This is a genomic window from Pseudoalteromonas sp. L23, assembly GCF_021728455.1.
In the GTDB taxonomy this organism is placed as follows: Bacteria; Pseudomonadota; Gammaproteobacteria; order Enterobacterales; family Alteromonadaceae; genus Pseudoalteromonas.
The window spans coordinates 748,852-764,059 of the sequence record NZ_JAKKCW010000001.1 but is presented as its reverse complement, the minus strand read 5'-3'; the positions used below and the strand labels follow the sequence as shown (position 1 = coordinate 764,059).

Below are 15,208 nucleotides of genomic sequence, written 5' to 3'. Positions count from 1 at the left end.
ATGAAATGGATGCTAGTGATATCAGCTTTATTGGTATTGAGTGCTTGTACTCATAAGGTGCAAGTAGAAACCAAAGAGCCTATTACGATCAACTTAAATGTAAAAGTAGATCATGAGATCCGCGTGAAAGTGGATAAAGAACTCGACAATTTATTCAGCGAAGACAGCGAGCTATTCTAAGGAGGATTTATGAAGCTAAAAGCAATCTCTACCCTAATTATTGGGCTCAGTATGAGCTTCGCCGCATTCGCAATTTCCATTGACGATGCTAAATCACAGGGTTTAGTTGGCGAAACTACATCGGGCTATCTTGGCGTGGTTAAAAATGGCCAAGGTGTACAGCAGCTAGTTGATGAAGTGAATGAAAAGCGCAAACAGAAATACCAGCAATTAGCGAAAAAGAACGGTATCACGCTTGAGCAAGTAGAGGCTTTAGCGGCTAAAAAAGCGTATAACAAAACGCAGTCAGGTCATTATATTCAAGTCAATGGCAGCTGGGTGAAAAAGTAGTAATTCAAAACCTTACAAGAAAAGGCTGGCTAAACCAGCCTTTTGACTATTTAACCGTAGCTTAGGTTATTTAACCTTGTGGCATTGCTGCAGCAAATGCTGCCAAAACGCTTTCCCTTTACGTCTTGCGAGGCGGATATTATTTTCTGGGATCTGTTCAGGATCGATATAGTCTTCTAATGCTTGGGCCATACTTTCTTCGCGGATCAAGTGGAGTGTTGGGTAGGGCGCGCGGTTAGTATAGTTTGCTGCGTCATGCTCATCGCTATCAGCAAACACATAATCTGGATGAAAAGTGGCAATTTGATAAGTGCCTTCAAACCCTTGCGCTACTAATAAAGCGTTTGCTAGGTCGACGAGATCCAAAAAGTCATCAAAATTACTAAAACCCTTATCAAATATAACTAGTGTTGTTTCTCGCTCTGGCTCATGGTTTAACTCTGAGCACTGCTCTAACATATCCATTACGGCATCGTCGTGGCTTATCGCTTGAGACACGAAATAATGAATGCTGTTACTTTCAACTTCCTGTCGAGCAAACGGGCAAAAGTTGTATTTTACAATGACTTGGCTAACCCAGTTTTGCATTGTAGAGATGACTGTATTCATGAATTATTCCAAGCTCTTATTGATTAGTGTCATGGTTTTAGAAATAGCCCCGGTATTTTCAACTAGTACCGATTGAGCGTTAGCACCGATTTGCGTTCGAAGCGATTTATCTTCAAATAGCGTAATAATTTGAGCGGCAAGCTTGTCCTCATCATCGACTACGATGGCACCTTGTTGCGCGATAAGTTGAGGGTATATATGCGCAAAATTATAGGTATGTGGGCCGGTTAATATTGGCACACCATGAGCCGCCGCTTCTAGTGGGTTATGACCGCCGCGCTCAATCAAGCTACCACCAATATAGGCGATATCAGCACCACCAAATAGCCACTTTAATTCCCCTAAAGTATCCGCTAACAAGACCGAAGCTTCTGCGTCTATACCGTTACTACTCTTTCTGGTAAAAGCGATCTCTTGTTCACTGAGGTAGTCAGCAACCGCTTGAAACTGCTCGGGATGGCGAGGCGCGATAATAAGTAACGCATTACTTATCTGCTCTAATACTCGTTGATGAGCAGCAATGACTTGCTCATGCTCCTTAGGATGCGTAGATCCTGCAAGCCAAATTAACCGCTCGGGGTAATTTTCTTGAAACTGTCTTGCCTTTGCAATTTCTTCTTCGGTGATTGAGATATCAAACTTGATTGAGCCAGTAATGTGAAGCTTAGATTGAACAAGCCCGAGCTTGATGAAACGCTTGCCGTCTTCTTCATTATGGGCTGCAAGCAGATCTATGTTGCTCATCAAGCCTTTCGTTAACCAAGCATGCTTTTTATAACCTTGGTATGATTTTTCAGAGAGTCTGGCATTGACTACCAAGGTTTTACATTGGTTTTGTTTGGCGTAATAAAAAAGATTAGGCCACAGCTCAGTTTCCATCACAATAAGGAGTTTGGGCTTCAAGGAATTGAAAAATTTTCTGACCGCAAAAGCAAAATCTATAGGTAAATAACAGACATGTACCTGAACCTGAGCGCGAAAAGCTTTTGTTATCTCTTCTCTACCTGTTGGGGTGTTACAGGTGATAATGATTGATGTGTTCTCAGAAGCATTCAATATTGACTTTATAAGCGGGGTTGCTGCAAGCACTTCACCAACAGAAGCACAATGGATCATAATACTGTGTTGTGGCAGCTTGCTAATATTTCGGCCAAAGCGCTCATTAAAATGCACTCGATAACCTTGGTTTTTTCTACCTCGAATAAAATAGAGATAGCTCAATAACAAAGGGGCTAACACTAGCAACAGCAGGGAATATAAATGGCGTGCCATAGAAATTGCTTCAGCTCAAAAATCAGTATTTTACCTTGTTCCAGGGCGAAATTGAATGAACAACACAATTTTACACAGTTCAACAGATGCCTAGGGGCTTTTGGTTTGGTAGTATTTAGCGCATTAAAAGTAATGGAATAACAAAATGAATTTAGCTCGAGTACTCGCTTGCTGTAGTTTATTAGCTTCGAATCTCGCTTTAGCGAGCCCAACAGCCTATTTACCCATTGGGCAAGATCCGCTGTTGGAATATCAAATCGATAAAATGTTTGCGTTGACCGTTGGTACGCCTATGGCAAAGCCTTACCGTATCAGTGAAATCAAGATGCATTTGATGAAGCTTAGGCATATTGACGCCACATTACAACAGAGTATTAGTCAGGGAATTGCACCTTACTTACAAGATGACGCACTAACGCAAAGATCTGTCACATTGCGTGTTGATAGTGGTGAGGAAAAACAAATCGCCAACGACAGAGGTAATTATAGTGGTGAATATGCCGAATTGGGATTCGCTGGAGTATGGCGAGGCGGTGACTCGAGTATTCTACAAATAGGTGCTGAGTATCGAGTAGAAGCAGACAAGCTGGTGGCGTATAACACTTTTTACGGGCTATCTTATGGCAATTTACAGCTTAACCTAGGTTATAAAGAACATTGGTTCTCGCCATTTAAGCATTCGGCTCAGGTCTACTCTAATAACGCTAAAAACCGGCCTTCTATTTCATTGGGGTTAGTTGTTCCACTTAAAAACTGGTGGAATTTTGATGTTGAATTGTTTTATTCAGAGTTAGATAAAGTCGAAAAGGGAATTCGTTTTCAAAATACATTGCATGATGGTACACCGAAAATTGCTGGTACACACTTTAGTATTGAACCAATCGATGGTTGGAAAATTGGTCTAAATCGAGTACTACAATTTGGTGGAGGCCCAAGGAAGGTGGATTTTGAGGACTTTATTAAGGCCTATATAGATCCTGCTGGCAATGACAATAAAATCGGCGACCTGACTCAAGATGATGAACTTGGCGACCAATGGGCAACGATCACCACGAGTTTCACTACAAATTACGGTACCAGAGCACAATGGTATCTAGAGTATGGTGGGGAAGATACTAATAACCATAAGAACTATTTGTTTGGTAATACAGCGACTAGCGTAGGCATTTTCCTACCGAATGTAAGTTCAACCACCTCATTACGCTATGAATTTACCGACATGGAAAGTCTTTGGTACGTCAATGAAATTTATCAAACTAAAGGCAATACGATTGATGGGTTTGGTGTGGGACACTTTGCTGCCAACCATCGCCAGTTCGATGATGGTGCACCGACGCAGATCCATGTACTAGAAGGTACTTATCAAGCAGATTACCGTTCTTTGTGGCGAGCTAAGCTGTCGGTTATTGATAACGAAAGTAAATACTTCAACGAATTAAATGAGCTTGGTGCTGAATATGAAACTGGTTATGAATTTGAGCTGGCGCATATTGGTGAAGCTTACAGCAAGCAAGTCGAAACTAAATTAACCTTGGGTAAAGATGTCTTCGGTGAGAATTACACTTGGTTATCAGTCCATGTATACTGGTAGGTATCACGCGGGACAAGCATAGAATAGTTTAGGAACAAATATGTCATTGAATGAACAAGTAGCACAAAGCTACTTCGCAAGCTTACAGCGCCATGTTGATGTTTTTGAAACAATGGCAAACTATCACCAAGAATGTGTTGAGCTACTTGAAGCATGCCAAAGTACATTAGCAGCAGGTGGTAAGGTCATTTGGTTTGGTAATGGTGGCAGCGCGGCAGATGCGCAGCACCTAGCTGCAGAATTTGTGGTGCGTTACAAATTAGAGCGTGGTCCTTTGGCTTCGATTGCACTGACTACCGACACCTCAATTTTGACCGCGCACAGCAATGACTATCACTTTGACTCCGTATTTGAACGTCAAGTTCAGGCACTTTGTAAACCGGAAGATATGGTGATTGGTTTAACCACATCAGGTACGAGCCCTAATATCAATTTGGCACTTCAAGCCGCGAATGAAATTGGCGCGTTTACCGTGGCATTGACTGGCAGAACTGGTGGCAAAGTTAAGGATATTGCTAAATTACCGATTATTATCGCAAATGACGAGACAGCGCGTATTCAAGAAGCGCATATGTTTATTGGTCACTGGCTATGCGAAGCGGTCGATATGCTCGTTGCGGCGGAGCAAGAGGCATGAAGTTAGCGGCGCTTCAACAGCTAAATCAAGCCAAGGTATTGGTGGTTGGCGATGTGATGTTGGATAGGTACTGGCATGGAGATACCGGGCGCATTTCTCCTGAGGCTCCAGTACCTGTGGTGAAAGTCAGCGCGTTGGAAGACAAAGCTGGTGGTGCGGCGAACGTTGCCAAAAACATCGCTCACCTAGATGGTAAAGTGGGTTTGCTTGGGCTTATCGGCGAAGATGACAATGGCAAAACGCTTGAGGCTATTCTTACCAAAGAAAACATTGAGTCTAGCCTAGTTAACGTCGTTGAGCTGCCGACTATCGCAAAAATGCGTGTGATCAGCCGTCATCAGCAAGTAGTCCGACTCGATTTAGAAGAACCCTTTCAGTTATCTCACAGTCAACTACTGCTTGAGCGTCTAAAGCAAGAAGTTGATAAGTATGACTTTGTGTTGTTTAGCGACTACAACAAAGGCGCTTTATGCGCCATTTCAGATATGATTGCGGTGGCTAAAGCTGCTGGTAAAACGGTACTTATTGATCCCAAAAATAGTGACTTGAGCCTTTATCAAGGTGCTGATTTTATCACGCCTAACTTAAACGAATTTAAACTCGCAGGTGGAGATACAAGCAGCGAAGAGGCACTCACCTCTAGTGCGCGCGAGCTCCTGAAAACGTCAGGGATCGGTGCTATGTTGCTGACGCGCTCCGAGCAAGGTATGTCTTTGATAACCAATACTGAAAAGTTTGATTTCCCAGCTCAAGTACAGGAAGTAAGTGACGTTACGGGAGCTGGCGATACCGTGATCGCCACACTGACGACGATGTTAGGCGCAGGAATGTCTGCTAAAGACGCGGTGGAGGTTGCAAATATTGCCGCAGGCATTGCCGTGAGTAAGTTAGGTGCTGCAACGGTGTCACCGGAAGAGTTGAGTCGCAAACTGGGTCAATATCTTAGAGAAACGGGCGAGCACTACCAAACGCCGTTTGAAGAAGTGCTTAAGCACATTACTTTTGCCAAGCAAAACGGCGAAACCATTGTGTTTACCAACGGCTGCTTTGATATTCTCCATGCAGGCCATGTGCGTTATTTAGCGCAAGCTAAAGCGATGGGAGATAGACTCGTCGTTGGGTTAAATAATGATGAATCAATCTCGCGTCTCAAAGGGCCTGAACGTCCAATCAATCCATTGAAAGAGCGGGCAATGGTGTTATCTGCACTCGCTTCTGTGGATTGGGTTATTCCGTTTGGCAGTATTGAAGAAAATGACACACCAGCTAAGCTGATAGAAATGGTCAGCCCTGACATTTTGGTCAAAGGTGGTGACTATAAAGTGGAAGAGATTGCAGGTGCAGAGCATGTGCTTAATCAAGGTGGAAAAGTCGAGGTGTTAGCATTTTTGGATGGCTGCTCGACTTCCAATGTGATTAAAAAGGCACAGCTACAAAAAAGTTAACGTGCGCTGTGATAGGCTTGCATCAATACTTGCCATTGATTTTCATCAAAATAAAAGGTCGGCCATTTGCCGGCCTCTTTTTTAAATGAACGTTGCAAACGCTCCATGTTTGCGTGCTGCCAACTTGAGTTTGGCTGCATGATTTTGCCCTTATCAAAATCAATTAGAAATACTTTGCCGTTGGCATCAAACAAAATATTGTTGATGTTCAAATCATCGTGATAGGCACCGGCTTGGTGAAACTGAGCAATGGTGTGGCCGATACTTTCCAGTTCATTTGTACTAAGCGTTCTTGCTTGCAAAATTTCGCAAACACTGGTGGCATCAGACACCGCTTCGGTCAAAATATCTGCACGATAAATACCAAAATGAAGCGATATTCTTGCGCCAAGTGGTGTTGGGACTGGTAAACCTTGTAGTTGTAGTTGCTCTAGCAAAGCAAACTCTTGATATACGCGAGTATTTTCTAGTTTGGTAAAAATATATTGATCACTCAACAGCTTGCCGATTAAGCCACCACGATAATAGTGCTTGAGTACCGCTATGCCTTGATTAAACCGTACGAACCACGCCGTTGCTCGGCCTTCTTTCGAGCCGACAATCGCATTATTTTTCTGCCAATATTCAGGGTCAAACATTTCTTCTGAAACATCATGATCTAGGGTTGAAGGCGTTAGTAAATAGCTATGCGGCTGTTTGGTGATTTGCACGATATAGAATTCTTAAGAGTCAATTGTGGCATTCTAACGATTTTTCATCCTCAGTGAAACTTGCAAACTTGTTTGATTAATTTAAGATCAAGCGCTTGTTACTTTCCATGAGAACTATTGTTTTGAGCAAATCCTTGACCTCTATTTGTATTTTGCGACTTTCTGCGATTGGCGACGTGTGCCATGCAGTGAGTGCTGTACAGGCGATCCAACGCGCACATCCGCAAGCGAAAATAACGTGGGTGATAGGTAAGGTGGAAGCCATGTTGCTGGCTGACCTACCCGGTGTTGAGCTCGTCGTATTTGACAAAAAGCAGGGTAAAGCCGCGCTCAAGGCGTTAAAGGCAAAGTTCAAAGGGCAAAAGTTTGACGTATTACTACATATGCAGGTTGCGTTAAGAGCCAACCTTGTTGCGCGAGTTATTCCTGCAAAGCAAAAAATAGGCTTTGATAAAGAGCGCTCTAAAGAGTTACACAGTTTGTTTATTAATAAGCGGATCGCACCTCAACAGTCGCCACATGTGCTCGAAGGTTTCCAAAACTTTGCCCGTGCAATCGGTGCTGAGTGCGGTGAGCCAACATGGCAGATGCCAGTGACGGCAGCTCATCAAGCTGCGGCAAAATCGCTATTACCTGAAGGCAAGGTTTTTGTGATATCGCCTGCGGCGAGTAAAGCCGAGCGCAATTGGCTTCCTGAGCGTTATGCTAGGGTTGCAGATCATGCTGCTGCATTGGGGTTTCAGGTGGTGATAACGGGTGGCCCAACGGAACTTGAGCAAAACTTAGCAGCCGAAATTCAACAACACAGCCAAGCTGAGTTATTAAACTTAGTGGGAAAAACTGACTTGAAAACCCTACTTTGTGTATTGGAGCAAGCCGAATTGGTGTTAGCACCTGATACTGGGCCTGCTCATATGGCTGTGACAGTTGGAACGCCGGTGATCGGTTTGTATGCTCACTCCAACCCAACTCGCACAGGGCCGTACCTGTATCAAGACTATGTAGTTGAGGTTTATCATCAAAACCTCATTGCGCAAAAGGGTAAAACTGCTGAGCAATTACCCTGGGGAACACGGGTAAAAGGTAGCGAACTCATGTCTCAAATTTCTGTTGATGCTGTTATTACGATGTTTGAGCGGGTAATAAAAGAGCAGGGGATTGTGACCAATGCATAAGGCTGTATTTTTAGACAGAGACGGCGTTGTTAATAAAGATCACGCCTATGTTCATAAAATCGCGGATTTTGAGTTTATCGATGGGGTATTCAGTGCCTGCCAAGCATTTAGCAAAGCCGGTTATAAAATTGTGGTCGTGACGAATCAGTCGGGCATTGGCCGAGGTTACTACGATGAAGCACAATTTCACGCGTTAAGCGAGTGGATGTGCGCGCAGTTTATGGCGCATGGTGTTGACATCGCTGGTGTTTATTTTTGTCCTCACCACCCTGAAAAGGCACAAGGCCCATATAAAGTAGAGTGTGACTGTCGTAAACCAGAACCCGGGATGCTGCTGCAAGCGATAGCCGAGCATGACTTGGATCCTACGCATAGTATTATGATTGGTGACAAAGTCTCAGACATCAAGGCTGCCCGCGCTGCTGGCGTAAAAACAGCCATTTTAGTTGAGTCTGGGCAGAGCTTTAGTCAAGAGCAACAACAGCTCGCGGATAAAGTATGTGCGTCGTTGGCGGAGGTACCAGCCGCACTATGTTTGTCTGAGTAAAATAAAGTTTGCTGCCAGTTGTCGCAAATCGTGCATTTATTGTGTGAACCTTTTAAAATAAAGATATCTTTTAATGTACCAGGTATGATTGAATTGGTACGTTCCAATTAACTTGAGCTAATTAATATAGAATAAGCTCAAGCGTTAACTTCTGATAGTGAGAATGACAACCGCCTATGGCGATGCGTAGCTTACTATCACCGTGCAAAAAATGGAGACTCCCAGATGAGAGCATCGGCCTTCTACAGCCAGCTTCAGCAACAAATTGAAGAAGTAAAAGCTGAAGGATTATATAAAAAAGAGCGTATTATCACTTCTCAGCAGCAAGCTGAAATTGCAGTATCGACTGGCGAAAGTGTAATTAACTTCTGTGCAAACAACTATCTAGGTTTGGCGAATCACCCAGAGCTAATTAAAGCGGCGCAAGGCGGCCTTGATGACCATGGTTTTGGTGTCGCGTCGGTGCGCTTTATCTGTGGTACGCAAGATATTCACAAAACGCTTGAAGCAAAGATCAGTGAATTTTTAGAAACAGAAGATACTATCCTTTACTCTTCATGCTTTGATGCCAATGCTGGTTTATTCGAAACTATCTTAGGCCCTGAAGATGCAATTATCTCGGACTCATTAAATCACGCTTCCATCATTGATGGTGTGCGTTTATGTAAAGCTAAGCGTTTCCGCTATGCTAACAACGATATGGCTGATCTAGAGCAGCAGTTAATTGCTGCTGATGAAGCTGGTGTGAAAACCAAGCTTATCGCGACCGATGGCGTATTCTCAATGGATGGCGTTATTTGTAACTTAAAAGCGGTTTGTGACTTAGCGGATAAGTACGACGCTTTAGTGATGGTTGATGATTCACACGCGGTGGGTTTTGTTGGTGAAAATGGCCGAGGAACACCGGAATACTGTGGTGTATTAGACCGAGTGGATATTATTACAGGAACGCTTGGTAAAGCACTTGGCGGTGCATCTGGCGGTTATACCTCTGGTAAGAAAGAAATCGTAGAGTGGTTACGTCAGCGTTCACGTCCTTATTTATTCTCAAACTCGCTAGCGCCTTCAATTGTTACAGCTTCAATAAAAGTGCTAGACATGATGAAAGAAGGCGATGCCCTACGTGCTAAACTATGGGATAACGCAGCCTATTTCCGTACTAAGATGGAAGCCGTCGGCTTTACTTGTGCGGGTAAAGATCACGCGATTATTCCGGTTATGTTAGGCGATGCCAAAGTAGCCTCAGAAATGGCTGACAGATTGCTAGCTGAAGGGATCTATGTGATCGGTTTCTCTTATCCTGTCGTGCCAAAAGGGCAAGCTAGGATCAGAACACAAATTTCAGCTGCGCATACTACTGAGCAGCTAGACAAAGCAATCGAAGCCTTTACCCGTATTGGTAAAGACCTAGGCGTCATTTAATTTTGCCACCGGCATTAAGCCGGTGCAGCTAACGAGCGAATACTATGAAAGCATTATCCAAGTTGAAAGCTGAAGAAGGAATTTGGATGGCGGATGTGCCAAAACCGGAAGTAGGGCACAACGATCTATTGATCAAAATCCGTAAAACAGCAATTTGTGGTACCGACGTACACATCTACAAATGGGATGAGTGGGCACAAAACACTATCCCAACTCCAATGGTTGTGGGACACGAATACGTAGGCGAAGTGGTCGATATGGGCCAAGAGGTGCGTGGTTTTAGCATTGGCGACCGAGTATCTGGTGAAGGTCATATCACATGTGGTCACTGTCGTAATTGCCGTGCTGGTCGTGTTCACCTATGTCGTAACACCATTGGTGTAGGCGTTAACCGCGAAGGTTCATTTGCAGAATACCTAGTTATTCCTGCCTATAATGCGTTTAAGATCCCTGACAACATTTCTGACGAACTCGCTTCTATCTTCGACCCATTCGGTAATGCAGTGCACACCGCATTGTCGTTTGACTTAGTTGGTGAAGACGTACTCATTACTGGTGCGGGTCCAATTGGTATTATGGCTGCGGCAGTGGCGAAACACGTCGGTGCGCGTCATGTGGTGATCACAGATGTAAACGAATATCGCCTTGAACTTGCCACTAAGATGGGTGCTACGCGAGCAGTAAATGTTGCCAACGAAAGCCTCGAAACGGTGATGAAAGATCTTGGTATGACAGAAGGGTTCGATGTTGGGCTTGAAATGTCAGGTGTTCCTTCTGCATTTAAGGGCATGTTAAACAGCATGAACCATGGTGGTAAGATTGCAATGCTGGGCATTCCTCCTTCTGACATGGCGGTGGATTGGAACCAAGTGATCTTCAAGGGTCTAGTGATCAAGGGGATTTACGGCCGTGAAATGTTTGAAACTTGGTACAAAATGGCAAGTTTGATCCAGTCAGGCTTAAACCTTGACCCAATCATTACACATCAGTTCCATGTTGATGACTTCCAGACTGGCTTTGATACGATGATTTCAGGGCAATCAGGTAAAGTGATTCTGAATTGGGATTAATGCTCAACTTTGCTTAGTGCATGAATGAGTAGTTATAATAGAAAGACGGCTAGGTCGATAAGGCTTAAGCCGTCTTTTATTTTTTAGTTTTAAATGGGTAACACATGTCTTTTAAACATATTTCAGTAGCAGACACACAAGCGCTTTTAGGCAATGATGATGTAGTGGTAGCAGACATCCGCGATGAAAATACTTTTGCACAAGGGCATATTCCAGGCGCTGAACATTTATCTAACGCTAATCTTGCACATTTCATGCAGGAGAAAGAGTTTGACCAACCCATTGTTGTGGTGTGTTATCACGGGATCTCCTCACAAGGCGCAGCTAACTACCTAGTTGAGCAAGGCTTTGAAGATGTTTACAGTATGGATGGCGGTTTTACGCAGTGGGCAAGTGAATTGCCAAACGAGATTGAAAAGTGAAGTTAATAGCCCATTATCACAATGCACGACTAGCACAAGGTGCGGTCGATTATTTTAAGACGCAAGGGGTTTATTGTGTTTTGCACAGTCACGATGGGCAACAAGTTGAAGTTTGGCTAGAGCGTGGTGATGAAGCGCTTGCTATGCGTCTTTGGCAAACGTTTTTGGAGCAACCTGAGGCTGAACTATATCAAGCGGCTTCTTGGCAAACCGGAAGTACACAGGGGTTATTTAGCTACCAAGGCCAAAACTTAAACTTAGTAAAGCGCTTTTTGGGATTGAACTGGTTATTACAGGGCGTTTTTGGTGTCAGTATTATTATTTTTGTCGCCATGTTATTTGGTGACGCTAATGGCATCTTTTCTGCGCTACGTTTCTCCCTAGATAAACCTTGGACTTGGATAGCGCCTACACTGATACATTTTAGCGCCATACATTTGATTTTTAATTTAAGCTGGTGGTTACACCTTGGCGCGCAAATTTCAGAGAAACTAGGGCTCTGGGCGTTAGTTTGCATCTACTTTGTAACCGGCTTAACCAGTAATTTTATGCAGTACCTATTTGTTGACGCTAATTTTGGTGGACTAAGTGGCGTGGTCTACGGACTACTAGGCTTTTGCTGGGTAATTGGTCATCGAAATCCTGCCGGAGCCGCTTTGGTCTCTAAGCCTGTTATTGGTTTTATGCTGCTTTGGATGCTGTTTGGATTTACGGATATGTTTTTCATCAACATGGCTAACTGGGCACATTTGTTCGGACTGCTATCAGGTATGTTGGTTGCGGTATTTTGGCCTATCAACAGGCAACTCAAAGAGAATAGCTAGTTACTTCGAACTCGGAATCTAGCGCTTCCGAGTTCTTGTATGAGTTGATTCGGTTAGTGATATAAATATTTGGTAAAAAGCACATCTCGAACAATTTCCTGCCCAGTTTCTTCTTTTAGCAATGTCTTTAGCTTTTCAGCACAGCGCTTTCTGATTTCTTCTCTGCCAGTTAATGACTTAATGGTTTCTTCGTTTTCTTTACTCAGGATCTGTACAATTGCATCTCTTAGTAAAGGTGTATGGTGCTCAACCACGGCAATATTCGCAACGTCATTCAGCATTAGGTCAACGGTGACTCGGACATAGCCAAGCTTTTTATTAGATTGGCCTATGTAGTTCGTGATGATATCTGGCTCAAACCCGAAATACCCAATAGTTGAATCCGCTTTTACAGGGGAAGCCGCGGTTAATGCAATGCACAAAGTGAGTACAACAGCCAACAGTCTCATGTTTTATCAGGTATCCTAATGCAAGTTACTTTTTACTTAGTTTATACATAATTGCGTTGATTTTACAGTTGGCTTCAGCACAAACATAAACTTTTTAGAAAGCCTCTGCTCTGCTATTATGACCGCGGATTTTTAAAACGGAAATAGAACGTTGCCTTTGCAATTACCCTTAGAGCTCCCTTGGCTGAAGAACACACAGTTGGTGGATGTTGAGCCAGCACTTTCTCCTTATTTACTAGAGACCCAATCTCTAACCGCAAAATTGAAAGAAACTTGTGATAAATTTTCTGTGACTGTGCTTGCTAATGAGTTCAGGAGCGCTCCAGATGCGTTACGTACAGATCTTTCTGAACAGGTTTGGTGCCGAGAAGTAACGCTAAATTGTAACGGTAAAGCAGCTGTATTTGGACAAAGTTGGCTCAATGAGGACGCATGTACTGTCGGAATGGATGCAATTGGTGAGACGCCGTTAGGTGAGTTACTGTTTACTGATTCAAATTGGCAGCGCGGAACCCTTGAGTATCTTCGTTTAGCTACTTCCGACTATCCGGCGCTGATTGAACTTATTGCACCCACCACTGGCGTCGTCCCAGAGCGTTTATTTGCCAGAAGAAGCTGGTTTAAAAACGGTAAAGCAAAGATTTTAGTTTGTGAAGTCTTTATATCGGAAAGTTTTTATGATTGAACACCAGAAATGGCAGGCTTACAGCCAACTTATGCGATTAGATAAGCCAATCGGAACTTTACTATTATTGTGGCCAACACTTTGGTCACTGTGGTTTGCAGCTGAAGGTATTCCAAGTATCTGGCTTATTGTTACTTTTGCACTTGGTGTATTTCTAATGCGAAGTGCGGGCTGTGTTATCAACGATTTCGCCGATCGCAAGGTTGATGGGGCTGTAAAGCGTACGGCGACAAGACCGCTTGCAAGGGGGGCCGTGACGAGTAAAGAAGCGCTAGGACTATTTTCTATTTTGGTAACGCTAGCTTTTATTCTGGTGCTTTTTTTAAACTGGCAGACTATTGCATTATCGTTTGGTGCACTTGTGTTGGCTTCTGTCTATCCTTTCATGAAGCGTTATACAAACTTACCTCAAATCGTACTTGGGGCTGCTTTTAGCTGGGCGATACCGATGGCCTTTATGGCAGTAAATCAGAATGTGCCAGTACTTGCTTGGGTGTTGTTTGCTGCGAATTTAATTTGGACGGTCGCTTATGACACCATGTACGCCATGGTAGATAGGGATGATGATTTGAAGATTGGGGTAAAGTCTACTGCGATTTTATTCGGAAAATGGGATCTCCACATTATTGCGTTGCTCAACATCACATTTATCGCGATGATGGCGGCAGTTGGTGTAACGTTTGATTTAAACCTCGCTTTTTGGTGTGGCTTACTCGCAGCCTCTGTGTTGCTTGTTAAACAACAATATGCCATACGCAATAGAGATAGAGACAGATGTTTTTGGGCTTTTTTAAACAATAATTATGTTGGCTTGGCGATTTTTGTAGGGGTCGTGTTGGGGTTTTTACCGTTCTAAAGCCGGTTATTAAAAACGGGCAAGTAATACAGATTATTTGCCCGTTTTTTTGCAACTAATAAGTTACTGTTTTTTTGCTAGATGAAGATGCTGCATCTTCGATTAGCTCAAGCAAGTGATTTATATGTGCATTTGAACCAATTTGATGATTGGTTTGTACAATCAATTGCTCTCTATCCAATGCCTTATTGGTTTTTAAGAAAACTAAGTTAGGATCTTGTGCGATGGTTTTGGAATGCTCAATGCTAGCAATTGCGAAACTGTTGCTATTCTTTAAGCCATCAATTACTTGCTCAATATTACCAATTTTAACGCTGGTTGATTTGTTTAGCGAATCAACGGCTTCATTAAGCATACCTTGAACTTGCTTTGATTGGGAAAAGCACCCATACATAGGATATTGCGTTAATTCAGCTTTTCTAATGCTGTCTTGGTTTGCTAGAGGGTGGTTTCTAGAAACAAACAAAACTAGCTGATCGGGTAGGTGAATATCGCTCACTATGCTATTTGCGCTTTGTAAATATACGCTAATATCAATTTCACCAAGTTGCAGCTTGCGAGTAAGCTCCAACTCATCTTGTAACTGCATCTCGATTTTTACATTAGGATACTGAGCTAAAAACTGACCGCAAGAAACTGGCACAATGCTACTTGCTTGTGTTGTATAACCAATAATTAACTTCTGGTTATCGCGACCAAACAAACTTTGCTTGATGGTTTTCTTGGTTAGGTCGAGTTCTGATAGCGTCGTTTTACAATACTTTAAGAACAGTTCACCTTGCTCAGTTAATTTTACTGAACGCGTTGAACGTTTAACGAGTTCACAACCTATTTCATCTTCAAGGGTTTGGATGCTTCGGGTAAGCGCTGAAGTACTGATCTGGGTTTGTTCTGCGGCTTGTCTAAAATGTCTTAAATTACCTAATGCTACGAACTGCTCGAGTTGTTCAAATCTCATGTGAAATTCCTTTTAATTTCAACTAA

The 15,208-nt window shown here is 43.2% G+C and carries 18 protein-coding genes; 13 read left to right on the top strand and 5 right to left on the bottom strand.

The features are described 5' to 3' along the window. Together L3V43_RS03450 and L3V43_RS03445 are read left to right on the top strand one after the other, a co-directional pair. On the top strand, positions 1 to 180 hold the full coding sequence (locus L3V43_RS03450; protein ID WP_010374602.1) for a YnbE family lipoprotein: 180 nt from the start codon (positions 1 to 3) through the stop codon (positions 178 to 180). A gap of 9 nt (positions 181 to 189) precedes the next feature. Continuing rightward, complete coding sequence (locus tag L3V43_RS03445) at positions 190 to 510, top strand: YdbL family protein (RefSeq protein WP_010607614.1); 321 nt, start codon at positions 190 to 192, stop codon at positions 508 to 510. A gap of 66 nt (positions 511 to 576) precedes the next feature. On the opposite strand, the gene L3V43_RS03440 is transcribed toward L3V43_RS03445, so the two are convergent. Continuing rightward, complete coding sequence (locus L3V43_RS03440) at positions 577 to 1,119, bottom strand: DUF1415 domain-containing protein (protein ID WP_237115738.1); 543 nt, start codon at positions 1,117 to 1,119, stop codon at positions 577 to 579. 3 nt (positions 1,120 to 1,122) lie between these two features. Then, on the bottom strand, positions 1,123 to 2,391 hold the full coding sequence (waaA, locus tag L3V43_RS03435; RefSeq protein WP_174169743.1) for a lipid IV(A) 3-deoxy-D-manno-octulosonic acid transferase: 1,269 nt from the start codon (positions 2,389 to 2,391) through the stop codon (positions 1,123 to 1,125). Between the two features lie 145 nt (positions 2,392 to 2,536). Between waaA and L3V43_RS03430 the strand changes: the two genes are divergently transcribed. From L3V43_RS03430 to hldE, 3 genes are read left to right on the top strand one after another with little or no spacing between them, the layout of a single operon-like run. Then, on the top strand, positions 2,537 to 3,982 hold the full coding sequence (locus tag L3V43_RS03430) for a capsule assembly Wzi family protein (RefSeq protein WP_174169744.1): 1,446 nt from the start codon (positions 2,537 to 2,539) through the stop codon (positions 3,980 to 3,982). A gap of 40 nt (positions 3,983 to 4,022) precedes the next feature. Then, positions 4,023 to 4,619, top strand: coding sequence for an SIS domain-containing protein (locus tag L3V43_RS03425; protein ID WP_010374612.1), 597 nt, complete (start codon positions 4,023 to 4,025; stop codon positions 4,617 to 4,619). Further along, complete coding sequence (gene hldE / locus L3V43_RS03420; protein ID WP_010607618.1) at positions 4,616 to 6,064, top strand: bifunctional D-glycero-beta-D-manno-heptose-7-phosphate kinase/D-glycero-beta-D-manno-heptose 1-phosphate adenylyltransferase HldE; 1,449 nt, start codon at positions 4,616 to 4,618, stop codon at positions 6,062 to 6,064. Before L3V43_RS03425 ends, hldE begins: the two co-directional genes overlap by 4 nt. On the opposite strand, the gene L3V43_RS03415 is transcribed toward hldE, so the two are convergent. Next, complete coding sequence (locus L3V43_RS03415) at positions 6,061 to 6,774, bottom strand: 3-deoxy-D-manno-octulosonic acid kinase (RefSeq protein WP_235368303.1); 714 nt, start codon at positions 6,772 to 6,774, stop codon at positions 6,061 to 6,063. The genes hldE and L3V43_RS03415 overlap by 4 nt on opposite strands. Before the next feature lie 107 nt (positions 6,775 to 6,881). Here L3V43_RS03415 and L3V43_RS03410 point away from each other — a divergent pair, with 107 nt between their 5' ends. From L3V43_RS03410 to glpG, 6 genes are all read left to right on the top strand, one after another. After that, positions 6,882 to 7,949, top strand: coding sequence for a glycosyltransferase family 9 protein (locus tag L3V43_RS03410; RefSeq protein WP_235368302.1), 1,068 nt, complete (start codon positions 6,882 to 6,884; stop codon positions 7,947 to 7,949). Continuing rightward, the gene (gene gmhB / locus L3V43_RS03405) at positions 7,942 to 8,496 is read left to right on the top strand and encodes a D-glycero-beta-D-manno-heptose 1,7-bisphosphate 7-phosphatase (RefSeq protein ID WP_010607621.1); all 555 of its coding nucleotides are present in this window, start codon (positions 7,942 to 7,944) and stop codon (positions 8,494 to 8,496) included. Before L3V43_RS03410 ends, gmhB begins: the two co-directional genes overlap by 8 nt. Positions 8,497 to 8,721: 225 nt before the next feature. Continuing rightward, on the top strand, positions 8,722 to 9,918 hold the full coding sequence (locus L3V43_RS03400; protein WP_010374617.1) for a glycine C-acetyltransferase: 1,197 nt from the start codon (positions 8,722 to 8,724) through the stop codon (positions 9,916 to 9,918). A 44-nt stretch (positions 9,919 to 9,962) separates the two neighbouring features. Further along, a complete protein-coding gene (gene tdh, locus L3V43_RS03395; protein ID WP_010607622.1) occupies positions 9,963 to 10,988 on the top strand; it encodes an L-threonine 3-dehydrogenase in 1,026 nt (341 codons plus the stop codon). Positions 10,989 to 11,092: 104 nt separating this feature from the next. Further along, entirely contained in the window at positions 11,093 to 11,410 is a 318-nt protein-coding gene (gene glpE, locus L3V43_RS03390) for a thiosulfate sulfurtransferase GlpE (RefSeq protein ID WP_010374619.1), read from the top strand. Continuing rightward, on the top strand, positions 11,407 to 12,234 hold the full coding sequence (gene glpG / locus L3V43_RS03385) for a rhomboid family intramembrane serine protease GlpG (protein WP_235368300.1): 828 nt from the start codon (positions 11,407 to 11,409) through the stop codon (positions 12,232 to 12,234). The genes glpE and glpG overlap by 4 nt, the downstream gene beginning before the upstream one ends. 53 nt (positions 12,235 to 12,287) lie before the next feature. Here glpG and L3V43_RS03380 read toward each other — a convergent pair whose 3' ends face one another. After that, positions 12,288 to 12,683 carry a flagellar basal body-associated protein FliL gene (locus L3V43_RS03380; RefSeq protein ID WP_010607624.1) on the bottom strand — a complete coding sequence of 132 codons (396 nt, stop codon included), beginning with the start codon at positions 12,681 to 12,683 and terminating at the stop codon, positions 12,288 to 12,290. A gap of 157 nt (positions 12,684 to 12,840) precedes the next feature. Between L3V43_RS03380 and L3V43_RS03375 the strand changes: the two genes are divergently transcribed. After that, positions 12,841 to 13,368 carry a chorismate lyase gene (locus L3V43_RS03375; protein ID WP_233525182.1) on the top strand — a complete coding sequence of 176 codons (528 nt, stop codon included), beginning with the start codon at positions 12,841 to 12,843 and terminating at the stop codon, positions 13,366 to 13,368. Then, the gene (gene ubiA, locus L3V43_RS03370) at positions 13,361 to 14,224 is read left to right on the top strand and encodes a 4-hydroxybenzoate octaprenyltransferase (protein WP_010607626.1); all 864 of its coding nucleotides are present in this window, start codon (positions 13,361 to 13,363) and stop codon (positions 14,222 to 14,224) included. Before L3V43_RS03375 ends, ubiA begins: the two co-directional genes overlap by 8 nt. Positions 14,225 to 14,279: 55 nt before the next feature. Here the strand turns inward: ubiA and L3V43_RS03365 are convergent, their stop codons facing one another. Continuing rightward, complete coding sequence (locus tag L3V43_RS03365) at positions 14,280 to 15,182, bottom strand: LysR family transcriptional regulator (RefSeq protein ID WP_010607627.1); 903 nt, start codon at positions 15,180 to 15,182, stop codon at positions 14,280 to 14,282. Positions 15,183 to 15,208 lie beyond the last annotated feature (26 nt).